This is a genomic window from Pseudomonas sp. BIGb0381 (assembly GCF_024809815.1).
In the GTDB taxonomy this organism is placed as follows: domain Bacteria; phylum Pseudomonadota; class Gammaproteobacteria; order Pseudomonadales; family Pseudomonadaceae; genus Aquipseudomonas.
Genome location: NZ_JANUEN010000005.1, coordinates 359,412 through 380,473, shown reverse-complemented (window position 1 = coordinate 380,473; position 21,062 = coordinate 359,412). Strand labels below are relative to the sequence as shown.

The window sequence follows — 21,062 nt, the reverse complement described above, 5'->3', positions numbered from 1 at the left end:
CCTCACTCCGGCTTGAATCCGTGGGCCGCCGTCATGGGCCATCCTTGGCCCAGGACGGCTAACCCGGCGTCCTGCCGGGTTACCCACGGATTCAACCCTGCCAGTTAAAAACTGTTACCTATGTGTGTGAACTGATTTGTAACCCATGTGGGTGAGTCATACCGGCGAGAGCCTTTTGGTTACTTTTGGGCTCTTTCCAAAAGTGACCCGCCGTAAGGGCGGAACCAATAGCCGCCGTTACCGCAGCAACGGATATGTACTCAGTACCCCCGCAACCGATCCACCTCACCCACCATCTCCTCCCCCCGCTCAAACCGCCGAATATTCTCCAACAACACCCCAAACGCACTTTCCGGCTGCGTCATCGCCGCAATATGCGGCGTCAACAACACCTGCGGGTGCTCCCAAAACGGATGCTCCGGTGCCGCCGGCTCTTCCCGCAGCACATCCAGCACGGCCCCACTCAACTGCCCACTCTCCAGTGCCTCGAGCAAATCCTCTTCAACCAGGTGCCCCCCACGGCCCATATTCACCAACCCCGCCCCCCGTGGCAGTTGCGCAAACAAGCGTCGGTCCAGAATCCCCTGGGTCTGCTCCGTCAACGGCAACACGCACAGCAAAATATCGCACTGGCTAAGAAACGCCGGCAGTTGCGCTTCTCCCGCATAACACTCCACCCCCGGCACCTGGTGCGCACTGCGCGCCCAGCCGGACAGGGCAAAGCCCAGCGGTGCCAAGGTCGCCAGAATCTGCTGGGCCTGGGCTCCCAGGCCCATCACCCCTACGCGCCGGTTCGCAGCCGGCTGCAACAGGTGCGCCTGCCAACAGCGCGCCACCTGCTGCTGGCGGTAGCGCAGCATGTCGCGGTGCAGGCTGAGCACCGCCCAACTGGCGTACTCGCACATGCCGCGGGTTATGCCCGGATCCAGCAGGCGCACCACCGGCAGGCCCGCAGGCAGACAGTCCAGATCCAGTTGATCGACACCGGCCGACAACGCAAACAACACCTTCAGGTTGGGCAGCACGTGCGCCAGATCTTCCGGCGCCTGCCAGGCGGCCAGGTAGTCGACCTCGGAGGGGTTGCCGATGTCGGGCCAGGCGCGCCATTCGATATCCGGCGCGTGTTGGGCAAAGAGTGCCTGCCAGTGTTGGCCGCGCACCGGGTCAGCTTTGTAGAGCAAGGCCATGGGCATTTCCTGCTGGATGAAGGTAGCGATCATCATCCCCCAAGCCCGGCGCAGGATCTGTTGAAACGCGGGGCGAAAACAGTTGATCCGAATTTCTCACGGGGCAAGTTCGGCGTAGTTCGTTGCCCGCAGGTCGTACTCTGGACAGCATCGCAACCACCTTCCGGTTGCCGGACTCACGATGGGAAATGCCATGAATAGCAAAGTCGACGAAACCCCTCATTTGCTCCGTCAGCGCGAGCAGTTCGTGCCCCGTGGCCTGGTGACCGCGCACCCGCTGGTGATCGACCGTGCCCAGGGCGCCGAGTTGTGGGACGTGGATGGCAAGCGTTACCTGGACTTCGTCGGCGGTATCGGCGTGCTCAACATCGGTCATAACCACCCCAAGGTGGTCGCCGCTGTGCAGGCCCAGTTGCAGAGGGTCTCCCATGCCTGCTTCCAGGTGGTTGCCTATCAGCCTTACCTCGACCTGGCCCAGCGTCTGTGTGAAATGATTGGCGGCCAGGAAGCGTACAAAGCGGCGTTCTTCACCTCCGGCGCCGAGGCGGTGGAAAATGCGGTGAAGATCGCCCGCGCCCATACCAATCGCTCGGCGGTGATCGCCTTCCGTGGCGGTTTCCACGGGCGCACGTTGCTGGGCACCACGCTCACCGGCATGAGCCAGCCCTACAAGCAGAACTTCGGGCCGTTTGCGCCGGAGGTGTTCCACACCCCGTACCCGAATGCTTATCGCGGCGTGACCAGCGACATCGCGCTCAAGGCCCTGGATGAGTTGCTGGCGACCCAGGTAGCGCCGGAGCGGGTGGCCGCAATCATCATCGAGCCGGTGCAGGGCGACGGCGGTTTCCTCACCGCGCCACCTGAGTTTCTCCAGGCGCTGCGAGCGTTGGCCGACAAGCATGGCATCGTGTTGATCCTCGACGAAATCCAGACTGGCTTCGGTCGCACCGGCACCTGGTTCGGTTTCCAGCATGCGGGTATCCAGCCCGACCTGGTGACCGTGGCCAAGAGCCTGGCCGGCGGCTTGCCGTTGTCCGGCGTAGTCGGCAAGGCGCACATCATGGATGCACCATTGCCCGGCGGGTTGGGCGGCACCTACGGCGGTAATGCGCTGGCCTGTGCGGCGGCGCTGGCGGTGATCGATGCGTTCGAGCAGGAGCAGTTGCTGGCGCGCAGCCAAGTACTGGGCGAGCGCCTGCGCCAGGGTTTGCTCGATTTGCAGGCGCGCTACTCGCGCATCGGCGATGTGCGCGGCACCGGCTTTATGTTGGCGATGGAATTGATCAAGGATGACCCGGCCCGAACCCCGGATGCCGACCTCAACCAACGGCTGATCGATGAAGCCCGGACCGGTGGTTTGCTGGTGATCAAATGCGGGGTGCATCGCAATGTGCTGCGCTTCCTCGCGCCGTTGGTGACCACTGAAGCTCAGGTCGACGAAGCGCTGAAAATCCTCGACGGTGCCTTGGCACGGGTCTTGAACTGAGGCTGTGCCCACTATGGGCCAACTGCAGCATTGGAGGCTTGACCCCACATGGGACTGACAGATTATCGAGCGTTGCTGATCGATTGCGATGAAGTGCTGGTGGATCGCGATTCCGGGGTGTGGGCGGCGTTGCAACCGCTGCTCGACAGCCGTGGCGGGCAGCCGGCCAAGGACCAGGTGCTGGCCGAATTCAATGCGCAGGTTGCCCAGCTCTATCCGCGTTTCGCCGAGCTGGGCTTCAGTGGCGTGTTGTGTTTTGCCCATCGCCAACTGGCAGAGGCGTGGGGATTGCACGCCAGTTGGGAGGAGGGCATGAGCTTTGCCCGTTCGGCGGGCAATTGGTCGTTGTTCGAGGATGCCCCGGGGGCGATGCTGTACCTGCGCAAGTTCTACCGATTGCTGGTGCGTGGCGACCGTGATGCCGAGGATCGCGGGGTGTTGTGCGAGCGATTGGGGATTGCACCGGAAGATTTCATTTCCCTGGCCGAAGACCCGCAATGGCTCACGGACCAGGGCGAGCAGTTGCAACCGGTGCTGCATGTGACGCGACCGTCAGTCGGCGCACACGCGGTCCTGGACCGCTGTTTGATCGGCCGCCACCGGGCGCGGCAGCCTTCGCCTTGCGCGGCGGAGTACTGCATCAACAGCATGGCGGATCTGGTGGCGCAGCATCAGCTGTCTTTACGGCGCTGATTTTGCTAGAAGATTGTCTTACAAACGGCAGTCAAGAGGTACGCAATGGAAGGGCAAGTCAAGCTGGACCGGATCGACATCAGTATTCTGGTTGAATTGCAAAAAGACGGCCGGATGACCAATGTCAGCCTCGCCGACGCCGTGGGCCTGTCCGCCAGCCCGTGCCTGCAACGGGTCAAGCGGCTGGAGTCGGCCGGGTATATTTCCAGCTACAAGGCGCACTTGAACCTGGCCAAGATCACCGACTCGGTCACGGTGTTTACCGAGATCACCCTCAGCGACCACAAGCGTGAAGACTTCGCCAAGTTCGAATCGAATATCCGCCTGGTGGACGAAGTGCTCGAGTGTCACTTGATCAGTGGTGGCTACGACTATCTGGTGCGTTTCATGACCCGCAGCATCCAGCATTACCAGGAAGTGGTTGAAAGCTTGCTGGACAAGAACATCGGTATCTCCAAGTACTTCAGCTATATCGTGATCAAGTCACCGGTGCTCAAGGATGGCGTGCCGTTGCGCAAGTTGCTGCGGCACTGACATACGCTCGCTTTCCTGTGGGAGGGGGCTTGCCCCCGATGGAGGTCTGTCAGTTGACCCCGCTTTATGGGGTGAGCCGGTTCAAATGTGGGAGCTGGCTTGCCTGCGATGCAGGCACCTCGGTACATCAGGTACACAGCTTTGCGCAGAACGTGGAAACGATCAAAGCTCACTGCTTTTGCACCTCAATTGGACACACCCACTCGTAGTCTTGGCTAAACGCCTCATCTCGACGCAACCCGCATAAAACACTTTTTCGAGTCCTTAAACAGTGGTCTGCGCCGATCCGTGGGCGCAATTCGGCGCATACCGCAAAAGGGCCTGCGTTGTAATGCTTGCAGAGTGAGGGAGCGCAGGGCTGTGCGGTGTTTTCCAGCCGCGACAGCCTTGGGTTGAACACCACCAATCGGAGCGAAAAAAATGCGAATGAGCAACGCAAAAGCACTGTTGGGTTATGGGGCGTTCATGCTGGCAACCGCCAGCGAGGCGCATCAGATTTGGTATGAACAACTTCCCGGGCAGCCACTGGCCTTGTACTACGGGGAGTATGACAAGAACGTACTGGAGGTCACGCCGGGGGGAATGGACCGGTTCAGGCAACTCCAGGCGTGGTCGATGGCCGACCGGTCGGCACCGCTGCAGCTGAGCCTGCAACGCCAGGCGTTCATGCTGGCTGAGCAGCCCAGTCCCGAGGATTCGTTGCTGGCGCAAGACCTGCACTATCCGATGTTCGATGTGCATGAAGGCGCCAAGACCTTGAAAGCCGCTTGGACGCCGGCCACGCGCTGGGTCGGTGACCTGCGTGCCCGTAGCCCGGAGCTGATCCTGGATATCGTGCCCACCGGCGTTGCCGATGCGGGCCGTGCGCAGTTCCGGGTGTTCTTCGCGGGCAAGCCGCTGACGGGCCAGGAAGTGATGCTGGAAACCGCCTCCGGTGAAGTCTTCAAGCAGCGCAGCGATGCCGCCGGCAACGTCAGCTTCGAGCTGCCCTGGCAGGGCACTTACGTGGTGGCCGTCGAGTACCAGGACAACAGCCCTGGCGAGCGTCTTGATCCGGCGGGTAACCCCGAGCGGTTTGACGTCAAACGCTTCAGTTCGACGTTGTCGTTCCACCGCCAGCAAGGCCAGGCGCCGTTACCTCGCGCGCCGTCGCAACTGCCGGCATCGGAAGTCGCCAGGCTGAAAAAGTCAGCCTGATTCATTGCCTCCTTCATGAGTGATTGATATGACCCTTTCTTCAGGATTGGCCGGTCAGGCGGGCACTGTTGCGCCCACGCTTGCCCGCACGAACGTCACGGCGGCCACGCGCATGCTGGCTATCGATGCGCTGCGTGGTTTTGTGATGCTGTTGATGCTCATCGACCATGTGCGCGAAACCTTCTTGCTGCACCGGCAGGTCACCGACCCGATCGATGCCTTGAGTGTCACCCCGGACTTGTATTTCACCCGTATGCTCAGCGAGATATGCGCCCCGGCGTTTATCTTTCTGACGGGCTTGTCGGCCTGGCTCTACAGCCAGAAACACAGCGCCCGCGAAACCTCGGTGTTTTTGCTCAAGCGCGGTCTGTTCCTGGTGTTCCTGGAAATCACCTTCGTGTGCTTTGCCTGGAACGCCGAGTTCCCGCCCAAGACGTTGTGGCTGCAGGTGATCTGGTGTATCGGCCTGTGCATGATCGTGCTTGCCGGTTTGCTGCACTTCAAACGCGCCTGGCTGATCGTGCTGGGGGTGGCGATTGTTGCCGGGCATAACCTGCTCGATGGCGTGACAGTCGGGCCGGAGTCGCCGTTCTTCGTGCCCTGGTCGATCCTGCATCAGCGGGTGTTTATCGACATTACCGAATTCACCCGCGCCCGCACGACGTACCCGATATTGCCGTGGATCGGTGTGATCCTGCTGGGCTGGGGCATCGGTCCGTGGTTTGGCAAGGCGATGCCGTCGGCGGAGCGTATCTCCCGCCTGGTCAAGCTGGGTACAGGCTTGCTGGTCGCGTTTGTGTTTATCCGCTACCTCAACGTGTATGGCGAGAAACCCTGGGTGCAGACCGGTGATGCATTGCGCACCTTCATGAGCTTCATGAGCGCGAAGAAATACCCGCCGTCGCTGATGTTCCTGATGCCCACCCTGGGCCTGTCGCTGCTGTTGTTGGCACTGTTCGAGAAATGGCAGTCCCGCTGGGCTACCGCGACCCTGGCGATCTATGGTGGGGCGCCGATGTTTTTCTACTTGCTGCACCTCTACGTGCTCAAGGCCATGTACCTGGTCGCGCTGGCGATCTGGGGCGCTAACCAGGGCACGTACTACGGTTTTGACGACCTGCCGATGGTGTGGTTGTGGAGCGTGATACTCGGGGTGTTGCTGTTCTTCCCGACGCGCTGGTTCGCCGGCCTCAAACAGCGTCGTCGCGACATCGCGATTCTCAAATACCTCTGACGGAACCAACGGTGTTCTGCGCCCTGCGGAACACCTTTGCCTGACACGTTCTGGAGTCAAACCGTGAAGATGCTATCGACCCGCACCCTGCTATTGGCACTGGGAGGGCAGAGCCTGCTCGCCTTCGCCGCCGAACAAGACACCGCCAAAGGCTTTATCGAGGACAGCCAGTGGAACCTGCTCAACCGCAGTGTCTACGACCGCCGCGACTACCAGCATGGCGCCCTCAGCAACGGCGCTCGCAACGCCTACAAACCGCGATCCCAGCGCAGCGACCTGGCGGAGGAATGGGCCTATGGCCTGATGGCTGACTACACCTCGGGTTTCACCACCGGCACCCTGGGTTTTGGCCTGGATGCGCACGTTTATTCCGCCTGGCAACTGGACAGTGGCGGTGGACGTGCCGGGAAGGCACGGCTATTGGGGGTGGACAATGACGGCCATCCCAAGGACCAGTTCAGCCGCGGTGGTGCAGTTGCCAAACTGCGCTTTTCCTCAACCGAATTGCGCTATGGCGAGCAGCGGGTGAAAACCCCGGTGTTTGCCTCGTCCGACAGCCGCTTGCTGCCCGAAACCGCGACGGGATGGTTGTTGACCAGCCGCGAGTTGCCGGCCACCACCCTGTTCGCTGGGCACTTCAATGAGAGCACCGAGCGCAACGCCAGCAGCCATGACCGAGGATTTGTCGTCAACTATTCCAACGGCAAGCAAGGCGATCGCTTTGACTTGGTGGGCATACGCAATACGGCAATCAAGGGGCTGAGCGCCAGCGTGTTCAGTGCTGTCTATGAAGACACCTGGCGCCAGCATTACTTGGGGGCGGTCTACACCCGGCCGCTGCTTCCCGGCCAGGCACTGACCGTTGACCTGAACCTGTATCGCACCCAGGACACCGGCAAGGCGTTGTCCGGGCGCATCGATAACACCACATGGAGCCTGCTCTCGACGTATCGGTTCGGTGCCCACAGTGTGGGCGTGGGCTATCAGAAAGTCAGTGGCGACACGCCGTTCGACTACGTGACGCGCGGGGCGATTTACCTGAGCAACGCCGTGGCGCTGTCCGATTTCAACGCCCCGCGGGAGGCCTCGTGGCAGGCGCGCTATGACTTGGACCTAACGGGCCATGGCATGCCCGGCCTGAGCCTGGCGGCGTTGTATGTACGCGGCAGTGGTATCGACGGCCGCCACATGGATCCTGGCGGCGGCTACCCATGGCTCGGCTACGGTGATGGGGGCAAGCATTGGGAGCGTGACCTGCAAGCACGTTACGTGGTGCAGTCCGGTGTCGCGAAAAACCTCGCCTTTACCCTGCGCCACGCCGTGCACCGGGGCAATGCGGCGCAGGCGGAGCTGGATGCCAACCAGATCCGCCTGGCGGTCGAGTACCCGTTGGGCGGGCGCTTGCACTAGTCCGGCGTTACTCCTGCAACTGCAACGCCTGCTGCTTGAGCTGGCGTTTCTGCGCGAACGGCAGCTTTTCATCATCCCCATAGGGCGCGCTGTACCAGTTGCCATAGGTCGGGTTGGGCAGCAAAAACCAGCGCTGCCCCAGCCAGCTCACATAGGGTTCGACGGCCTTGCGCTGGGCCTCGAGGGTGTTGTGTTCGGCCTGGACGAAATCCCCCAGGGAATCACCGGCCATCAACAGCACGCGAGCCTGGCTGGCGACCCATTGGCGGCGGCAGTTCTTGCCGTAGCCGGCGCTTTCGCAGTGCCCGGTAGGCGTGCTGGCGGCGAGCACCTGTTGATTGCTCTCCACCGGAAAACCGCGCAGGCGCAGGTTGGCCACAGTGGCCGCGACCTGGCTGTGTTCGCGGTTGGTCAGGTAGTAAACCGTGATGCCTTTTTGTTGTGCCGCTTGCAGGAACGCCACGGCACCGGGGAGGGCCTGGGCATTCGCCTGGTCGACCCAGGTGTTCCAGCGGTCGTAGCCATACACCTGGTTATTGATCACGTCGCGGGCATTGAGCGGCACGTTGTCCAGCAGGGTTTCATCAATGTCTACCACCACCGCCGGCGGCAGGCCGCTGAGGTTGCGTGGGGGGAAGGGCAGCGCGTCCCAGCGGGGATCGGCCAGCGCCACGTCGAGCTGGCGGGTGGCATTGGCGAAGACCTGGCGATAGATCAACTCGTGTTCGATGGAGGTCTGGGTCCAGAGTACGGCGTCGAGCTGGTCGTTGGCCGGCGGCGTTTGTTGACAGCCTGCCAGCAGGCACAGGCTGGCGAAAATCAGGGGTCGCATGCAGAGGTCTCGCAGGGAAAGGGCGCGTGGGCGGCACATTAGCCTAATCCTGCGTTGATGCACCACCGTCTTCAGCCTGGGCGCCGATGACTACTAAAACAGCCCGCCGTGGGTGATGCACGGCGGGCTGTTTTTTTACTGCGCTCTGTACTGGGGGCGCAGAGCCTCGTCAATCGTCCAGTGCGGTTGGCCGGGCCTGATGCACGTACCGCCCACCCAGCGTTCGTGGCTGGCATGGTCGAGCCAGTACGCCTGTCCGTTGAGCACTTCATGGCCCAAGGGAGTCAGCGCCAGCGGCCGACGCGGCCAGTCCAGATGCGTCTCGGTTTCCGTCAGCAACGGCTGCTCGCCATCGATCAACGGCCGCAACAGCGCATGAAACATCATGTCCCCCAGGAACGGCAGCGGGTCGCGCCTGGCCATCAGCTCGGCGAACACACGGCCAAATGGCAGCGTCCCGGCTTCGGCGAGGTAGGTCAGGGCCAGGCGTTCGGTCAGCGACAGGCCGTCCTGGGTGCCCGGCAGTTCCTGCAACTGACGCAACAGCGCCGGGGCCAGCAAAGGCAGGGCGGGGTGTTTACCATGGGCAAGCTTCGCCAACTTCGTCGGTGAGCTGTCGCAATAGGCCGACCAGGCCTGTTTGGCCAGTTGCACCGCATCGTCACCGATCAAGCGCCGCTGTGGCCATAGCCACGCCAATACATCGGGCGCCAACTGGCCGATACCGATAAAACGCTCGACACCGGGGATACGATCCACCTCGATCAGCTCCAGCTTGGGCGGCATCTGCTCCAGGCCGGCCAGGGCACGGATCAGGAACAACTGGTCATAGGCGTCCGCCTCGCACCACAGCACGCTGTGCTCGGCGCTGGCCAAGGAGTGGAGCTGATCGTATTCATCGTCGACGCGGCGCGTGACGTCCGCTGCGGGCAGGGCAAAGGTCTGGCTGATGAAAGCGCTGCGCAGGGCGCGGAATTCTGCGGTGGGTACGTCGCGCACCGGGCCCATGCATAGCGGGTCGCTCAGCATGTGGAAGTGGCCCTTGAACCCGGCAATCTGAAGGCTATGGGCAATGTCATTGCCGCAGCGCCAGTGGGTGGTGCGTGCTTCGTCGCTGGCGGCAAAGTCGGGATGGCGGGCGGCGAAGTCAATGGCGTCGACATGGGCCTTGAGCTTGGGCCAACTGCTGAAACCCAGTTGCCTGGCGATCTCCCACTGAGCCTGGGACAGGGTGGCGCTGGAGTCCTGGGTTTTCAGCTGCCGCAACAATTCCTTGGCGCGCTTGCGCTGCTGCTCAAGGTTGAGACGGCCATCGGTGTTGGAGGATACAGGGCGTTGCGACATACGATCTCCTTGCACAAACCTTTTCCGCTTTAAGGTTGGGAGTCGTAGAAATGAGGTGGAGCTTGACTGTCTTGGGCGCAGCCCTTTCCGCGGAAGGTGGCGTAGAGAGCGCCAGGCGGGAAATATAGGCACTGCGGCGTTTGATTGCAAATCGGGCTTGGGATCACAGCCGTACTCTTTTTGGGGTTTGTACGGGATTAAATGTGGGAGGGGGATTTGCCCCCATGTCAGTCAGTGAAGACGTAGAAAGGGCCAAAAGTAATCTGTGGTGAGGGAACAAGCGCCCTCGCCACAGGTACGCTGTTCTGGATTATTTGTCCTTGCGTGCATCCATGGTTTTCTGGTGCTCGGCCAGGAACGGCTGCTCTGCCGGATCGAAGCGATCAATCCCGGCAGTAAAGCGATGCCAGTACGGATACAACGGTTGGCGCCGTGTCACCGCTTCAATGCGCGCGAACTGTTCTTCGGTGAGTTTTAACTCTGTGGCCGCCAGGTTGTCGCGCAGATGCGCTTCAGTGCGGGCGCCGACGATCAGGGAGGTAATCCCTGGACGGTCCTTGAGCCAGGCCAGGCAGGTGCGCGCCACCGACACGCCCTGTTCATCGCCCACGGCGGCGAGGGTCTCGATGATGTCCAGCGCACGTTCCTGGTCATGTACGTAGGGTTCGGGCCAGCCGCTGCCCTGGCGGGTATTGGCCGGTGGCTGCTGTCCGCGTCGGGTGGAGCCGGTCAGCAGGCCTTCGCCCATCGGCCCCCACACCAGAGTACCCACGTGCTGGTCCAGGGCCAATGGTAGCAACTCGTACTCGGCCTCGCGGGATTCCGGCGTGTAGTAGATCTGCTGGGTGATGGGCTTGAGCATGCCGTGCAATTCGGCCTTGCCGAGGGTTTTCATCATCTGCCAGGCAGTAAAATTGCTGGTGCCGAAGTAACGGATTTTCCCCGACCCTACCAACAGCCGCAGGGCTTCGAGGGTTTCCTCGATGGGGGTCATGCCGTCCCAATTGTGCAATTGGTAAAGGTCGATATGGTCAGTGCCCAGGCGCTTCAAACTGGCCTCGCAGGCGCGAATCAGGTGGTAGCGTGAAGAGCCTGAGTTATTCGGGTTCTTGTCCACCGGGCTGCGGCCCTTGGTGGCCAGCAGGATATCGTTGCGCTTGTCGCCCAGGGCTTTGCCGACGACTTCTTCGGCCAGCCCATGGGAGTAGAGGTCGGCGGTGTCGACCATATTCACCCCGGCGTCGAACGCGATATCGAACATGCGCCTGGCCTGGGGCACGTCTACCGACCCGCATTTTTCAAACTCGGCGCGACCGCCAAAGGGCACGGTGCCGAGGATGATTTCGGATACCAGCAGGCCCGAATGGCCCAGTTGTCGGTATTGCATGTCGTCTCCTACTTAACGTCGAACCTGAAGTTCTGAACGACGTGGGTGACGATAGTTTGAATTTTTTCATGAAAACTTCCCGCGCGGGCCTCACCATTACGCCCAACAGGTTTTAAGAGGAACACCGCGTCCATGCGCGCACTGATCGAGACCCACGCCCTCACAAGGCAGCCGATTTTTTGACGAAGAACGCGTTGGACCTGTCGGGTGGCGAGGCCTAGGTGGTCTCGCTGATCCGCACCCTGCAACTCAACCCCGAGGTGCTGCTGGACGAACCCACCACCGCCCTCGACCCCACGACCCCGACCAGGCCCGGCGCATGAGCGACATCCACTGGCAGATGAGTGCCGGGGTGTTGAGCGAGGCGGCCCAGCCGTGAACTATCAGAACCTCACCGCCCTGGACATGGGCATCGCTGCTTCGCTGATCCTGGTCAACGGTGCGCACCGCGGTGCAACTGTTGGCCATCGGTTACCTGCTGGGATGGGTGTTCGAGTTCGCCTACTGGTATGTGGTACTGCCGTTGATGTGCGCAATGACCCTGATCGCCGGGCTGTCGGCGGCGGGGCGTGGGCGTCGCACGTACCGTGGGCAAAGGGTCGACAGCATCCTAGTTCTTGCAGGGATTGTTTGCAGGAAAATCCTACACTCAGGTCGCTACTTCGAACTTGAAACTACCTATCCGTTCGGCTAGCTATTTGTCTGTGAAGTAATCTGTTAGCGTTCAAGTATTCTATGTCGAGGATAGGGGGCTTCAGAATGGAGCTCGCAGATATTGGTGGTACGCCACTTGTAGAGTTGAAAACACTCTCGATAAATGGCAACAAGGTTTTTTCTAAGTGTGAGTTTTTGAATCCCTCAGGAAGTCACAAGGACAGGACTTATCTAAATATTGTTAGCCGATTGGAAGAGGCCGGCGTCATTTGGCCGGGCATGACCTTGATAGATTGTTCTACCGGGAATGGTGGAGCAGCACTTGCGTGGATCGGAAGGCTAAAAGGCTATAAGGTTAAAATCTTTATGCCAGAAGGTATGACTGAGGAACGGAAAGCTCAAATACGCTCTTATGGGGCTGAAATAGTTGAAACGCCAAGAGAAGGTTTTTTATCAGAAGCCGTACTCCGAGCCAAACGTTATCAAGCGGAGAACTCGGCGAGAGAAAGTTATTTTCTGGATCAGTCCAGCAATTTATTGAACAGGCAAAGTTGGAAGGTCTGTGGTGAAGAAATAGTACGGGACCTGAAGGTGCATGGCGTAGTACCTGATTTTTTTGTTTGCTCGATAGGCACGGGTGGAACGTTTTCTGGTATTGCTGAGGTCTTGAAGCGAGAGTACAGCGAAATTAGAACCGTAGGGCTTGAAGTCAATAATTCTGCTCCATTGTTTGCAGAAAGGCATCACTTGGCTTTTGAACATCGCCCTCATAATTTAATGGGGCTCGGTGCCGGAGTCTTGTCAGCTAATACAATCTCTGAACTCGTTGATGAGGTCCGAGTGATTGAAGGCTCAGACGCATGGGCTCGAATGAAGCTCTTTATTGACGAAGAAAAAATCCCAATTGGCCCGACCTGTGGTGCGAACTTGCTGGTCTGCGATGAGTTTGCACGAACATTCCACAAAAAAAATATAGTCACCTTGTTTTTTGATAGTTCATGGAAGTACGCAAGTCGCTGGGATGGTGTTTATCCAGAATACAGTGAGGTGAATGATGTTACTTGAAGAGGTTTATAGGAATGCCAGAGTTGTGAACTCTGGTGCAGCATTGACTACCGTAAACGAGTTTACTGATCAAATTCCGGCATTAAGGCCGGAGGTATTAATGGAGGTGGCTCAAGAAATCGTTAGGCTCATGGATTTTAATGTTTCAAAAATTGTAACTGAAGAAGATAAAGGTGCTGCGCTTGCTACGACGGTCTCTTTGCTTACAGGTATTCCTATGGCAATGGCGAGATGGTATTCCTACAGTCTGGGGGGTATCAATGAGCAGGTGGTTAATGTGCAGTCAGAGTATTTTCAAGGAAGTATGTATCTTAATGGCGTTAATGCTGGTGATCGCGTAACTATTATTGATGATACGTTGAGTACTGGTGGTGCAGTGATTGCGCTGGTCAATGCAGTGAAAGGTGCTGGTGGCGAATTAGTGGACGTTATTTGTGCCGTTGAAAAGGTGGGGAATAATGGCGCTGAAAAGGTTAAAAAACAAACGGGTATTGATGTGAAAACCATTATGAAAATAGTGGTTAGAGACGAAGGTGTGAACGTGATTTCATAGGTCGGTATTTTTTTCGGTTGATAGATATGCTTAGGGTGGGCGTAATAATTGGCTTGGTGTTTTGCTTGCTCAGTGCAGCATTCGATGTGTATGTCGCTTATGTCACGCAATCGATCAATACACTGATCGTTGTTTTTTATTGTTTTGTAACGTCGGCAGTGTTTTTTATCGTGTGCGCACTGTATCGCGATGCAGGTTCTTTGGTTTCAAAGTTTAGATCCTGTTGGCCGTTTGTCTTTATCGTCAATATTGCAGTTCTACTCAACTGGGGAGGCCTGTTTTACGCGTTGCGTTATTTAGAGCCAGCAGTGGTCGGAGTCGCCTCAGTAGCCTGCGGCCCAGCCTTCACGTTGATTATCTCGCTGCTGACTAAACGCGGTGCTAAGGCTGCCTTCGCAGATACGCTGGTTTCATGTCTGGTGCTCACGTCGGTAGGGATCATGTTGTTCAATTCATTTGCCGGTGACAGCGGTGTGGTCGCTACTACCGTGGAGGAGCGACTGTTTGGTATTGGCAGCGTCATGGTTTGCGCGTTGGGTACCGTCATTTACACGGTTTTCTCCAAGGAGATGTTCGCTCGCCATTGGTCTGTCCATGAAATACTGGCTGTCAGGAGCGTGGCGATGATTGGTGTCTGCGTCATCGCAATTCCTGCTTCCGAGGTGAGTTTTTCGCTCGACCGCGAATTGATTCTGCCGATGGTGGTTCTGGTTGTGATCGGGCATTTGTTGCCGATTTACCTGATTCAGAAAACCATCTACTACCTCACACCCATCCATGTCTCCCTGGTTTTGCTGACACTTCCTGTCTTTGTACTGTTACTCCAATACCTGGATACCAGAGTGGAGTTTTCCATGGCCAGTGTGGTGGCGGTCAGCGTCATTGTGTTGTTGCTTTCGGGTCGGGCGATGTATGCAATCAGGAAGGAGGCAACATGATTAGAGTGGTCGTGGTTGATGGTTTCTCTTCGGGAAAATTTGTGGCGAAGCGGTTGAGTGAAAAAGGTTGTGTGCTCATGCATGTGGCGTCAACGGGAGCCTTGGAGAGTTACTACTACAAGGGCTTCGATCCTTCGATTTATGAGCAGATGATTGTCAATAGCAATATGACGACTACCTTGGCGGGCGTCGAATGCTTCAAGCCTGACTTCATCATCGCCGGTGCCGAAACCGGTGTGCTCCTGGCTGACCTATTAAATGAAGGACTGCAACTGCCCTATCGTAATGACTTCGACAGGACCAATGCCCGCCGAAACAAGTACGACATGATTCAATGTGTTTCCCAGGCTCAGTTGCCCGCACCCCGACAGTTCGTTGCAGGCAGTTGGGCGTTAGCCGACGGCTGGATCAAAGACCATGGGCACTTTCCTGTCGTGGTAAAACCCCTCGACAGCGCAGGCGCCGATGGTGTGTTCATCTGTGCGGATAGGCAGGCCTGCGAGACTGCGGTGGGCAAGCTGTTGGGAGCAACGAATAAGTTGAACCTGCCTAATACGCAGGTGCTGATTCAGGAGTACCTGGCGGGGACGGAATATGTGGTGAATATGGTTTCACTCAATGGTCAACAGCTTGTTACCGAGGTCGTGAGGTACCAAAAACAGCGCACAAAAGAGGGCGGCGTACTCTATGACATCGATGAGTTGATCGGACCTGACTCATCGGTTTACCCGGTGCTGGTGGATTACACTCGGGCAGTGGTGCGGTGTCTGGGTATTCGCAACGGCCCCAGTCATGCAGAAGTCATGTTCACCGCAGAGGGGCCGAAACTGGTAGAAGTTGCTGCACGAACCGACGGTATTCTGCGTCCCGGTGTATCCAGGCAAACCACCGGTCTGGGGCAGATTGAAGCTGTGGCTTTATCCATCGCCGAGCCGGAGTTTTTTGCACAATTGCTGGCAAGGGAGGCCGACTATCCACTGTTGCAACATACCTATAATGTCTGCCTGATCAACCGTTCAAATGGCTGTTTCGATAAGGATCTATTTTTGAAAGAGCTGCTCAAACTTGAGTCGTTCTTCGATGCAGTTTTCTACGTCGACAATGGACAACAAATGGGTGCGACGCAGGACGTGTTCAGTCAGCCGGGGACGGTGTATCTGGTTCATGTCGATCCTAAGGTGATCGCCGCAGATTACCTTAGGATTCGCGCACTTGAGGTCGAGGGGGGGTATCTGACCGAAAGCGGGTAGGCCTTACTCCACGTCCGCCACGCCAAAATCCAGCACCACTTTCATCGCCTGAGTCTTGTCCGCCGCCAGTTCAAACGCCTGCACCGCCTGCTCGAACGGTACCGTGTGGGAGATCACCGGGCGCACGTCGATGATCTGGCGATTGAGCAAGTCCACCGCCTGGGCAAATTCGCTGTGGAAGCGGAAGGTGCCGCGCAGGTCGATCTCGCGGCTGACCAGCAGGTTCAGCGGCAGCGACACCTCACCGCCCAAGCCGACAGTGACCAGCACGCCGCGCGGGGCGATGCAGTCCAGGCCGTTACGCAGGGCCTGGGCGCTGCCGGAGACTTCGAACATCACCTCGAAGTAACCCTTTTCGGCGGTGTAGCGCTTGAGCGCGTCGACGCCGTCGACGATGTTGTGGGTGCGCGTGGCGCCCATTTTTTCCGCGCAGGCCAAGGCGCTGGCGGACAGGTCCACCGCGACGATTTCAGCGGCACCGGCGGCGCGCAGGCTGCCGATCAGCAGGTTGCCGATGGGGCCGCAACCGGTCACCAGCACGCGCTTGCCGAACACTGCGCCGGCCCGTTGGATCGCATGCAACCCCACCGACAACGGCTCGGCCAGTGCACCTTCGGCGAGGCTGACGTGATCGGCCAGCACATGGGCCTGATGCGTCTCGATCACCAGGCGCTGGCGAAACGCGCCCTGGATATGCGGGAAGGGCATCGCGCTGCCGTAGAAGCGCATGTCCAGGCAATGGTTGGGCAGGCCTTGATGGCAATAACGGCAAGCGCCGCATGGACGCGACGGCGATACGGCAATGCGCTGGCCGACCTTGAACCGGCCGGCGTCCGCGCCCACGGCGTCGATCACTGCCGACACTTCATGGCCGAGCACCATCGGCTCGCGCAGGCGCACCGTGCCGAAGCCGCCGTGCTGGTAGTAGTGCAAGTCCGAGCCGCAGATACCGCCGCGGGCGATGCGCACGCGCAGTTGCTCGGGGCCCAGGGTGTGGGGTTCGTCCTGGGGGCTGACCCGCAGGTCTTTTGAGGCGTGGCAGACAATGGCGTGCATAAGGTTCTCCAGGGTTACAGCGACGCGGTGATGCCACCGTCGACATAGAGGATATGACCGTTGACGAAACTCGCGGCATCGCTGGCCAGGAACACCGCCGCACCGGCCAATTCGGCGACGTCGCCCCAGCGGCGGCTCGGCGTACGTTGCACCAGCCAGTCGCTGAACTCGGGGTTGGCCACCAGGTTGGCGTTCAACTCGGTCTTGAAGTAGCCGGGGCCGATACCGTTGACTGTCAACCCGTGCGGGCCCCAGTCGATGGCCATGCCCTTGGTGAGCATCTTCAACGCGCCTTTGCTCGCCGCATACGGCGCGATGCCGGGGCGGCCCAATTCGCTTTGCACCGAACAAATATTGATGATGCGCCCCCGCTTGCGCGGGATCATCGCGCGCGCCACAGCCTGGCCCACGAGGAAGGCGCTGTCGAGGTTGGTGCTGATCAGTTCGCGCCAATGCTGCTCGCTGTAGTCCTCCAACGGCCCACGGCGCTGCATGCCGGCGTTGTTCACCAGGATGTCCAAGGGCCCGAGGCGTTCCTCGATAGCGGCCACGCCGACTTGGATCGCCGCGCTGTCGGTCACATCGAACGCTTGGGTATGCACCTCCAGGCCTTCAAGGGTCAGCAGCGCGGCGGCGTCGCGCAACGTGCTGCGGTTACGCCCGTTGAGCACCACCCGCGCACCGGCCTGGGCCAGGCCTCGGGCGATGGCCAGGCCGATACCGGCACTGGAGCCGGTGACCAGCGCCAGCCGGCCATCGAGGCGAAAGGTGTCTAGAACGCTTGGCATGGGCATATTTCTCCGGGCGTGCTTGTGATAATCAAAACGTTGGCTGATGGGCTTAACTTCACGCCGGTATAGGGCGCAGGTCCAATGTTCATTTATGATCGGCTGATCAATATCCGTGATAACCGGGGAGGCTGGATGGAACTCAAGCACTTGCGCGCCTTTGTGGTACTGGCCCAGGAGCTGCATTTCGGCCGGGCGGCGGCGCAGTTGTCGATTGTGCAACCGGCGCTGAGCATGCAGATCAAGCTGCTCGAAAGTGGCCTGGGCGCACGCCTGCTGGACCGCAATCGCCACTCGGTGACCTTGACCGATGCCGGTCGGGTGTTCCTGCCCGAAGCCCAGGCGACCCTGCATCAGGCCGCGCGGGCGGCGGATGCAGCACGAGCCTCCAACCGGGGGGAAATCGGCCGGGTGCGCCTGGGCTTTGTGTCGTCGGTATTGCCCCAACTGTTGCCCGAGTTGATCCGCACGGTGCATCAGCGCTACCCGCGGATCGAGCTGGAGCTCAAGGACATGCCCGGCCCTGATCAAGCCGCCGCGTTGAAAAATGGCCGCCTGGATTTCGGCTTGATGCGCCTGCCCGCCGCCTACCCTGGGGTGCAGACCCGCGTGGTGTTGCGCGAGCCGTTCTGCGTGGCCTTGCCGATGGATCATCCGTTGGCCACGCAGGATTCGATCCAGCCCGGTGACCTGCTCGACGTGCCGGTGTACATCCTCGCGCGGCGGTATGCGCCGGGGTTCTACGACGAATTTATCCAGGCCGTGGGCATCCCCCTGCAGATCGCGTCCGAACTGGGCGAGTTCACCACCATGCTCGCGCTGGTCTGCGCCGGGTTGGGCGTCGGTGTATTGCCACAGCAGGCCGCGCGGGCGTTACCAGCCCATTGCGTTTCGCGGCCGCTGGTGTTGGGAGCGTTCCAGGCCAGCACGGGATTGGCCTGGACCGAGTTGGACAGCGCAGTGAAGACCACGCTGTTTACGCTGATCGTCGAATTGTTTGGCGAGTGATTGTTTCACCCGCTGAAATGCTGGATTGTAAAACCTGGTAATTCCAGTGATCGGCGCCGCATCAGGGCATTCAACTTGAGGTGATCACCATGAACCCCGTGGAACAATCCCCCTGGCATGCCGGCGAACGGCAGTTACAAGCAGCGGTCGGCGTGGCCGAGCGCATGGCCGTGGTCGGGCCCAAGGTGATACGCGATCACCTGCCGGAGCAGCATCGAGATTTCTATCCCTTGTTGCCGTACCTGGTGCTCGGCGTGGTGGATGAACAGGGGCTTCCCTGGGCGACCCTGATTGAAGGCGCGCCGGGGTTCGTCCACTCTCCCGATCCTTATACGTTGCAGATTGACAGCCTGCCGTCTGCCAGCGACCCGGCCCGCGCGGCCTTGCACAAGGGCGCCGCAGTGGGCCTGCTCGGCATCGACCTGAACACCCGGCGCCGCAACCGTATGAACGGCCGTGTCGGCGCGCTCGATCACGATGGCCTGTCGGTCGACGTGGTGCAGAGCTACGGCAATTGCCCCAAATACATCCAACTGCGGCCGGTCGATGGAATCGCGCGTAAACCTGGCACCCAGGTCGAGCGCATGGACGGCCTCGACGCCGCCGCCCAAGCGATGCTCCGCTACGCCGACACCTTCTTCGTCGCCAGCTACGTCGAGGTCAACGGTGAACGCTCGGTGGACGTTTCCCATCGCGGCGGCAACACCGGCTTTGTGCGCGTGCAGGGCGACGTACTGACCATCCCGGATTTTGCCGGCAACCTGTTCTTCAACACCTTGGGCAACCTGGCGACCAACCCGGTGGCGGGGCTGTTGTTTATCGACTTTGAAACTGGGGATGTGCTGCAGATCGCCGGGCATACCTCGCTGATCCTCGACGGCCCTGAAGTCGCCCGCTTCGAAGGCGCGCAGCGGCTATGGACGGTGACCGTGGACCATGTGGTCCGCCGCCCGGCGGCGTTGGCGTTACGGTGGCAGTTCGAGGCGTTTTCGCCGTTCAGCCTGGCGATGGGAGGTTGGTAGCGTCAGCGTATTTATCCTGCTCGACGTAGCGCTGTCGCGCAGCAAACGGGGACCTCTGTGGCGAGCGGGCTTGTCCCGCGTTGGGCTGCGAAGCGGCCCTGATGAAGACGAATGCGGTGTATCAGGTACGCCTCTGCGCCTGGTTTTGGGGCTGCTGCGCAGCCCAGCGCGGGACAAGCCCGCTCGCCACAGGAATGCGGTCGCCTGAAATTGTGTATGCAAGACTCACGACGTCAGGGTGAAATTTTAACCCTTTTAAATCAGTAAGTTATTTGAAGTTAAGAGCTGTCGAGCTTTAGCTCGACAGCTCCCACTGGGGCTCTGCTGTGCTGCTTGAGTTTGCGCTGTGTGATCAGGCCGCCGGGCATTCCCGGTTAAGGGCTTCATCCACCAATAACTGCGCAATCTCGATCATCTGCACCACTGCCAGCACCTGCCTGCGGTGGTGACTGTCAAGACGTTCGGCGCAGTCGTACGCGCAGACCGTGGCCGATTCAAGCATCTCGCTGGCGTTACTCAAGGCGGCTTCCGTACTCAGGCCGGGACGGACGGTGAAGATGACATCGGGGGGTATTTGCGGATTGTCATCCGAGGTGGATGGCGGGGGATTGGGTGTGACTTTCTTCATGGCGAAGCTCCTATGAATGAGCACCTCCATTTCGCTACCACACGAAGTCAGGAGGCGACTGTACACGGGGTGGTAGACCGGTCATAGAAACCCGGCAGGCCGAAGCCTCCCATGCACAGCCGCCACAAAGCAGCCCGCACAAAAAAACGCCCTTGAGCGTTTTGGGGTCTATGAAAGAACTGGGCTACCACACCCATTCGCTGAATTTGCAGCGACCCGCGAAGGTTAGCGGCGAGGTGGATCAGACGCAACCCGAAAGTTGCGTAAGAGCGGTCCGATGGACCTGCTCATCTTCATCACCCAAAGCCCTCTCCTGGAGACGTAAGACTTTTAACGTTAGCCTTGCACTCCTACCGACAACAAGGACGCGTCATGCAACCCAAGGTCATCAATCCCAAGAGCGTATTCAACTCCTTGCAATACGGCTTCAGCCAAGCCATCGAAGTGCCTGATGGCCGGCGTATTCTGCTTTCCGGCCAGGTAGGTGTGGACGCCCAGGAGCTTACCGTGGGTCCAGGCATGGCCGAGCAAACCGCTACGGCGTTGGACAATATCGAAAAGATCCTGGCCGAGGTCGAGGGTGACTTGTCCCATGTGGTGATGCTGCGGCTGTATATCGTCGAATCCGCGCGTGATCAGCAGGAACTCATAGCCCGGGCGCTCCGTGAGCGCTTCCCCCATAACCCGCCGCCGTCGTCCTGGATTATTGTCAGTGGGCTTTCGTTGCCGGAGTGGTTGATCGAAATAGAGGCGGAGGCGGTGGTTCCACCGAAATAAGGCCACAAAAAGCCTGTTC

20 protein-coding genes and 2 pseudogenes are annotated in these 21,062 nt (G+C 59.6%); 15 read left to right on the top strand and 7 right to left on the bottom strand.

Annotated features, from left to right (window positions below; all coding sequences use genetic code 11):
• Positions 1-260: 260 nt before the first annotated feature.
• Entirely contained in the window at positions 261-1,187 is a 927-nt protein-coding gene (locus M2397_RS17010; RefSeq protein WP_259244119.1) for a glyoxylate/hydroxypyruvate reductase A, read from the bottom strand.
• A gap of 193 nt (positions 1,188-1,380) precedes the next feature.
• On the opposite strand from M2397_RS17010, the gene gabT reads away from it, so the two are divergent.
• The 6 genes from gabT to M2397_RS16980 all read left to right on the top strand — a co-directional run bounded on the left by gabT (position 1,381) and on the right by M2397_RS16980 (position 7,741).
• Entirely contained in the window at positions 1,381-2,673 is a 1,293-nt protein-coding gene (gene gabT / locus M2397_RS17005; protein ID WP_259244110.1) for a 4-aminobutyrate--2-oxoglutarate transaminase, read from the top strand.
• A gap of 48 nt (positions 2,674-2,721) precedes the next feature.
• Positions 2,722-3,366 (top strand): tautomerase family protein, encoded by a 645-nt coding sequence (locus tag M2397_RS17000; protein ID WP_259244109.1) that lies wholly within the window; start codon positions 2,722-2,724, stop codon positions 3,364-3,366.
• A gap of 45 nt (positions 3,367-3,411) precedes the next feature.
• Positions 3,412-3,900 carry an Lrp/AsnC family transcriptional regulator gene (locus M2397_RS16995; protein WP_010449292.1) on the top strand — a complete coding sequence of 163 codons (489 nt, stop codon included), beginning with the start codon at positions 3,412-3,414 and terminating at the stop codon, positions 3,898-3,900.
• A gap of 426 nt (positions 3,901-4,326) precedes the next feature.
• Complete coding sequence (locus tag M2397_RS16990; RefSeq protein ID WP_259244108.1) at positions 4,327-5,097, top strand: DUF4198 domain-containing protein; 771 nt, start codon at positions 4,327-4,329, stop codon at positions 5,095-5,097.
• 28 nt (positions 5,098-5,125) lie between these two features.
• The gene (locus M2397_RS16985) at positions 5,126-6,331 is read left to right on the top strand and encodes a DUF1624 domain-containing protein (RefSeq protein WP_259244107.1); all 1,206 of its coding nucleotides are present in this window, start codon (positions 5,126-5,128) and stop codon (positions 6,329-6,331) included.
• A 69-nt stretch (positions 6,332-6,400) separates the two neighbouring features.
• Entirely contained in the window at positions 6,401-7,741 is a 1,341-nt protein-coding gene (locus M2397_RS16980) for an OprD family porin (protein ID WP_405046445.1), read from the top strand.
• A 7-nt stretch (positions 7,742-7,748) separates the two neighbouring features.
• On the opposite strand, the gene M2397_RS16975 is transcribed toward M2397_RS16980, so the two are convergent.
• The 3 genes from M2397_RS16975 to M2397_RS16965 form a co-directional block, all read right to left on the bottom strand.
• The gene (locus M2397_RS16975; RefSeq protein WP_259244105.1) at positions 7,749-8,573 is read right to left on the bottom strand and encodes a 5'-nucleotidase, lipoprotein e(P4) family; all 825 of its coding nucleotides are present in this window, start codon (positions 8,571-8,573) and stop codon (positions 7,749-7,751) included.
• A gap of 135 nt (positions 8,574-8,708) precedes the next feature.
• Complete coding sequence (locus M2397_RS16970; RefSeq protein ID WP_259244104.1) at positions 8,709-9,917, bottom strand: DUF1835 domain-containing protein; 1,209 nt, start codon at positions 9,915-9,917, stop codon at positions 8,709-8,711.
• A gap of 310 nt (positions 9,918-10,227) precedes the next feature.
• Entirely contained in the window at positions 10,228-11,304 is a 1,077-nt protein-coding gene (locus M2397_RS16965; RefSeq protein ID WP_131698221.1) for an aldo/keto reductase, read from the bottom strand.
• Positions 11,305-11,468: 164 nt separating this feature from the next.
• On the opposite strand from M2397_RS16965, the pseudogene M2397_RS16960 reads away from it, so the two are divergent.
• The 6 genes and pseudogenes from M2397_RS16960 to M2397_RS16935 form a co-directional block, all read left to right on the top strand.
• Positions 11,469-11,683 (top strand): annotated as a pseudogene (locus tag M2397_RS16960) (ABC transporter ATP-binding protein); the annotation flags it as partial.
• Positions 11,680-11,929, top strand: a pseudogene (locus M2397_RS16955) (ABC transporter permease); the annotation flags it as partial. The pseudogenes M2397_RS16960 and M2397_RS16955, both read left to right, overlap by 4 nt.
• 134 nt (positions 11,930-12,063) lie before the next feature.
• Positions 12,064-13,023: a cysteine synthase family protein gene (locus M2397_RS16950; protein ID WP_259244103.1), complete on the top strand. Its 960-nt coding sequence runs from the start codon at positions 12,064-12,066 to the stop codon at positions 13,021-13,023.
• Positions 13,010-13,576 carry a phosphoribosyltransferase family protein gene (locus M2397_RS16945; protein ID WP_259244102.1) on the top strand — a complete coding sequence of 189 codons (567 nt, stop codon included), beginning with the start codon at positions 13,010-13,012 and terminating at the stop codon, positions 13,574-13,576. Before M2397_RS16950 ends, M2397_RS16945 begins: the two co-directional genes overlap by 14 nt.
• Before the next feature lie 56 nt (positions 13,577-13,632).
• Positions 13,633-14,514, top strand: coding sequence for an EamA family transporter (locus M2397_RS16940; RefSeq protein ID WP_259244118.1), 882 nt, complete (start codon positions 13,633-13,635; stop codon positions 14,512-14,514).
• Entirely contained in the window at positions 14,511-15,764 is a 1,254-nt protein-coding gene (locus tag M2397_RS16935) for an ATP-grasp domain-containing protein (protein WP_145336230.1), read from the top strand. Before M2397_RS16940 ends, M2397_RS16935 begins: the two co-directional genes overlap by 4 nt.
• Positions 15,765-15,767: 3 nt before the next feature.
• Here M2397_RS16935 and M2397_RS16930 read toward each other — a convergent pair whose 3' ends face one another.
• Together M2397_RS16930 and M2397_RS16925 are read right to left on the bottom strand one after the other, a co-directional pair.
• On the bottom strand, positions 15,768-16,820 hold the full coding sequence (locus M2397_RS16930; RefSeq protein ID WP_145336227.1) for an L-idonate 5-dehydrogenase: 1,053 nt from the start codon (positions 16,818-16,820) through the stop codon (positions 15,768-15,770).
• Between the two features lie 14 nt (positions 16,821-16,834).
• Positions 16,835-17,608: a glucose 1-dehydrogenase gene (locus M2397_RS16925; RefSeq protein ID WP_145336225.1), complete on the bottom strand. Its 774-nt coding sequence runs from the start codon at positions 17,606-17,608 to the stop codon at positions 16,835-16,837.
• Between the two features lie 135 nt (positions 17,609-17,743).
• Here M2397_RS16925 and M2397_RS16920 point away from each other — a divergent pair, with 135 nt between their 5' ends.
• The gene (locus M2397_RS16920) at positions 17,744-18,616 is read left to right on the top strand and encodes a LysR family transcriptional regulator (RefSeq protein ID WP_259244117.1); all 873 of its coding nucleotides are present in this window, start codon (positions 17,744-17,746) and stop codon (positions 18,614-18,616) included.
• 89 nt (positions 18,617-18,705) lie between these two features.
• Complete coding sequence (locus M2397_RS16915; RefSeq protein ID WP_259244101.1) at positions 18,706-19,638, top strand: pyridoxamine 5'-phosphate oxidase family protein; 933 nt, start codon at positions 18,706-18,708, stop codon at positions 19,636-19,638.
• 352 nt (positions 19,639-19,990) lie between these two features.
• Here the strand turns inward: M2397_RS16915 and M2397_RS16910 are convergent, their stop codons facing one another.
• Positions 19,991-20,266 (bottom strand): DUF6124 family protein, encoded by a 276-nt coding sequence (locus M2397_RS16910; protein WP_145336221.1) that lies wholly within the window; start codon positions 20,264-20,266, stop codon positions 19,991-19,993.
• A 372-nt stretch (positions 20,267-20,638) separates the two neighbouring features.
• On the opposite strand from M2397_RS16910, the gene M2397_RS16905 reads away from it, so the two are divergent.
• The gene (locus tag M2397_RS16905) at positions 20,639-21,043 is read left to right on the top strand and encodes a RidA family protein (protein ID WP_259244100.1); all 405 of its coding nucleotides are present in this window, start codon (positions 20,639-20,641) and stop codon (positions 21,041-21,043) included.
• Positions 21,044-21,062: the final 19 nt, after the last annotated feature.